The sequence below is a fragment of the Verrucomicrobiota bacterium genome, assembly GCA_034440155.1.
Classification (GTDB): Bacteria; Verrucomicrobiota; Verrucomicrobiia; order JAWXBN01; family JAWXBN01; genus JAWXBN01.
Genome location: JAWXBN010000006.1, coordinates 1 through 4,579 on the forward strand (window position 1 = coordinate 1; position 4,579 = coordinate 4,579).

At 42.5% G+C, this 4,579-nt stretch carries 3 protein-coding genes; 2 read left to right on the forward strand and 1 reads right to left on the reverse strand.

What is annotated here, in order from left to right; all coding sequences use genetic code 11:
- Positions 1 to 371: 371 nt before the first annotated feature.
- Positions 372 to 2,132, reverse strand: coding sequence for a hypothetical protein (locus SGI98_00400; GenBank protein ID MDZ4741861.1), 1,761 nt, complete (start codon positions 2,130 to 2,132; stop codon positions 372 to 374).
- Between the two features lie 833 nt (positions 2,133 to 2,965).
- Here SGI98_00400 and SGI98_00405 point away from each other — a divergent pair.
- On the forward strand, positions 2,966 to 3,697 hold the full coding sequence (locus SGI98_00405; GenBank protein ID MDZ4741862.1) for a hypothetical protein: 732 nt from the start codon (positions 2,966 to 2,968) through the stop codon (positions 3,695 to 3,697).
- Between the two features lie 183 nt (positions 3,698 to 3,880).
- Positions 3,881 to 4,579, forward strand: a 699-nt coding sequence (locus tag SGI98_00410; GenBank protein MDZ4741863.1) for a hypothetical protein, incomplete at its 3' end; no start/stop codon positions are given.

The window sequence follows — 4,579 nt, forward strand, 5'->3', positions numbered from 1 at the left end:
TCGACTCGCTCTTTGAGAGATTCGTTTTTTTTGAGGGGTTTCTTCGCGATGCCATTTGTTTTAGCATACTGCCAGACAAACTCGTCAGGATTAAGATCGGGCGCATAGGGCGGAAGAAAGTGTAACTCCAAACCCCCACGACATGACGCCACATACGATGCTACTTTCTTTGCTCGGTGACTTGGATGCCCATCAACAACGAGAAAAACTGATCTGTACTGGAAAAAGTAGACACGAGATTCTCTTGAGATGAGTGAGCGTACTCATAAAGATTATCCAAATCCTGCTCTTAAAATGGGAAGAGTAGGCTTTTAACTGATCAAGGGTTAATTTATCAAGTTCATCCGTGCTGGCTATGTAGCCAGAGGAATTTATTTAATATTCTGTATCCAAATAACTTCTGTCAGTTCGAGATTGGGAATAACAAAGAGCATATTGCCGTCTTTAAACTTTCCGGTCAAACTCTTCATTGTAAGAGGGTTAACAGCCTTGAAATTTCCTTCATTATCCGTTTTTAGATTAAGCCATTCGGGTTTTTTAATGACGAGGCTAATATCCGCTTTTTGTTTATAACTAAAGCGTGGATTTTTTCCCATATCATTGGGATTTCTATCGGTGGTATAATCCATGTTTTTCATGATCAGTAGTACACCGGTATCTCCACTCCAAAGTTCGTATGTTTTTTGTCCACTGACTTTATCGCCGATGTCATGAGCGCAGTAAAAGAGTGCAGGGCTAAGAATCGGTTCCAGATTTTTGATTTCCTTATTTAATCGTTTTATTTCCTCTAAAAGAATAGGCGATGATTGAAAACCTAAGATTTCACCCGGATTCCCATAAATAAAATAATTGACTCCCTTACACCCATTACCAATCGCTGTATAAAGTAAAAGCCTCAATTCTCCGGGCTCTAAAATCCTATCGACATTTTTGTACGTGAAGGTTTCTGGAATATAAATGAATGGTTTAGGAGCCGCTGCGCGACGTGCTACCCTACAATAGAATTCTTCCTTCTCTACAAATTTTGTTTGCTTCGTCATGCTGAATGTATATCGGCAAAATCCTAGTCCATCTGTCATTGCCGAATACAATGGATAATGAGAATTTGCGGCTGCGGCTGTACAAAGATAAATGTAATTAAGATTCTCAGGTGATCCGGCACTTCTTTGTGTGGCTTGTGAAATAACCCATTCAGCAAGTTTTCCTGGGGTTCCCAATTCCATTTCCTGACAACTCAAGTCCCTATCAATTAATCCTGCGTATGGATTCAAGTCTAATCCAAGCTCCTTGCGTAAGGCTCCTTGGCTTTTCTCCACCCCAAAAGCATCTATTAATACACCACTGGAAATTTTCATGGAGGTATGAATGATTGCCCCATTATCCATTTCCATCCGTACCCATATCCAGCTCCCCAATTTTACATCCTCAGGCATTTTGACTTTGATTAATCCGGGCTTTCCATAATAGTTAGTTCTTTGAAATTCATCCCAATCTTCAATTGGTTGTGAGAGTTGGCTCCAATTTTCAGTGGCAATTTCTTTCCCATTAATTTTGATTTTTACCGGGTGGCTTATCCAACGTATCACTCCATAGCCTATGAAAAGTGTTTTATAATTAGAACTTGCTGTTAATGAGGTTATCCTTGTCCATTCCTCAATGACAGGCGGTAGGTTAATCTCTAGGTCCTTCTCATTGTCTAGCGAGATGAGAACCTTGTTTTCTGAGGACTTGACCCATGCGGGATTATCCTGAATCACCAGCTTGGCAGAGAATCTTAATACCGCTGATTGTCCGGGGTTAATTTGATCTGAAGGCAAATAACGCGACCAAACCACCAATCCCGAGTTTGTAGCATCTTTTCCATTTATTTTCCATTTACCTAGTTTCACACTCTTCACTGTATGATTGGTGATATAGACTTCGCACCAGGGATAGTTAAAGGGATCTAATGAATAGCTCCATCGGGCTTCAAGAGTAAAAGAAGCATTTCCTTTATTATCCCCCTCTTTTTCATTGGCGTTAGATGTATTGGAAACAATTTGCCCACGCGTATTTGGTATTCCACAAAGTAATATTCCCAAAGATAGAAAAACAAAGAAGATCGTTGTCTTATTTAAACACATGATCGTCATATTCGCATGCAATCTATAAATCTTACAAATTAAAAGTTCTCACAATCACAAATAGGTCTCATCGCAGTTTTTGAATGATTGAATGAAGGGGGGGATTCCAGTCCACCAGATATTTTCTGTAGTGGGCACAAACGGGTGATGTACATCGTCGACTCTGTCCCGTTGTCTCTAGCAAAACCTTTGCTTATAAACGTACACATTGCTTGAGTGTCTACGATGGACGAATGGTTACTCTCGAGAAAATGAGATGTGTTAGAAAATCTCCAGTACGGCACGTCTATATTCACAAGACCAACCTCGCCATTAATAATATTTCCAGTTCAAGGATAACTGTTTAGTTTCCAGTATTCGACTCATCTTCATGACTTTTAAGTCAATTCAGGGGCGTCAATAAAAAGGTATAATCATTGACGTGTTTAGATGGTAAATAAGTAGTTTGAATGTTTTCATGTTCAATCTTTACAGGGGTTCAAAAAGTAAGCCTCATTTTAACATGCTAATTCATGAACTGGTAATTTGGAGTCAATAAAAAGCCTTTGATTGCTAGAGTAAAATAAATTTTCTATCTTCATCCTGTGCAGAAAAAGGGAACAATCAAATTACTTTTTGGGATTATAAATTCATTATATTCCCATGCTCGGATATCTGGTCGTGCTCATTCAGTATCATCGTTATTTGCCCTATTAGTAATCCCTTTATTTATTTTACTTGTTAGTGCTACATTTTCATTTTCTGGGGTAAAGACACCCATCAGATCATGGATGATCATTGACGGGTTTGGTCATTATGATTTAGTGAATAGGCCAAAAGACCCGCATGGATCAAATGGTTTTATGATGGACCTCCTGTTCCGGACGGCTTATCCATCTGATACTATTTTGGATACGAGTATATCTTATAGGAATGAACTCACGGTTGATGAGAAAGGCAGAAAGAATACGGCCCGGTGGGGGAAAAAAACAGCGGCTGTTATGGATAATACCATTATGCCTCGTGATAACGAAAAGGTAGGGGTTTCATTTTTTTCCGCTTGGGTAAAAAGCCCGGTAGATATGGTTGTAACGGCTACTTTCCCTGCGTATGAACCCAAAGTAAAGGGGGATATATCTATTTTTGGAGCCACACAAATAGTCTGGGTCAATGGACTGTTACTTGAGCATGAGCAAGTGAGCGGAGATACCCCTTACCATTGGTGCCCGCGCCAAGGTCAGGAGGTATACTTAAGGGCTGGGTGGAACTTTATATACGCACGGGTAGCCACTTGGTGGTCGGGAGCGCGGTTTGGGATGGTCTTGGAGAGTAAGGAGAATGAGTCGGCAAAATTAGAAATCAAGGCCGAACCTCCCTTGGGATTTAATCGGAAATTAGATTTGCAAAAGTTTGCTTATTTGGCGGGGGCTGGTGACGGGAGTGCTCTTGCCCAAGAAAAGCAGAAAAGAATCGAGGCTGAGGCAGCTGATCTGGATCCTGCGACTTGCACGGATGAAAAGCCTGTGGAATTTGGAGTGGATGTACCCTTGGATCAAGTAGCATTGACAGTGCCGACAGGTGGACAAGGGAAATAGGTATTGGGAATTTAAATTGAATATTTAGTCATTAAAATGGAGCGATATATGAAACAGTTAAAGAGAGTAATGATAGGCATACCTGATCAGTTAAAGATTTATTTGATGATGAGCCTATTGAGCGGGAGCGTACTTTTTTTGATTGGAGCAGGCTATGGGTCATTGAATGTTACGGTGGATCCTATGAATGAGGATGCGGTCGTTCAGATGATAGCAATTGGCTCAGCAGGTATATATAAATTTTCATCGATGGTGAATTGTGGTGGAGCGGATGTTACGACGAATGCAATGACGAGTTTCCAATGGGTAGGGGGAGGTACTGCCAGCACAAAACACATAGTCACTACCAGTGCAGGAAAACAGAAGGAGACAGTCGACGTGAAGCATATTTACACGGTGGGGACACAGACATACACAAATACGGGCACGGGGAGTAATGAGGTGTATGTGATCGCGATGGCATCAGTGAGTGGCCCTCAGGTGGTGGTGGTGGGACAGGAGAATACGTATACGGGTTATTCGACGGGAGGGGTGAGTCAATCGGATTTTCCCTCCGGCTGGCCTCGGTGGGAGAATAATGGGAGTGCAGCATCAAGCGGCGTGATGAGTTTCGAGACTGCAGGGAGCCAGACGGTCAGAGGGATATGCGGGACATCGACGCAATCATTGACCGTGGTGGCCCTAGGGGTGGATTCAGTGAGTCCAGAGAGTAATGCGGTGGCCGTGGGTGAGAGTGTGACGGTGGTGGCTACACCTGATCCGGTTGGGCAGGCTTTCCCGAGTGGGTATCCGACATGGAATATGGGGGGTAGTGCGGGAGCGACATCCACGGTGACGATCAGCACGGTGGGGACAAATACCGTGAGTGCCACTTGCGGGACA

What these genes read in the sequence shown, in the direction of transcription:
- SGI98_00400 (MDZ4741861.1), bottom strand. Translation starts at nt 2,132, where the DNA reads ATGACGATCATGTGTTTAAATAAGACAACGATCTTCTTTGTTTTTCTA.
- SGI98_00405 (MDZ4741862.1), top strand. Translation starts at nt 2,966, where the DNA reads ATGATGGACCTCCTGTTCCGGACGGCTTATCCATCTGATACTATTTTG.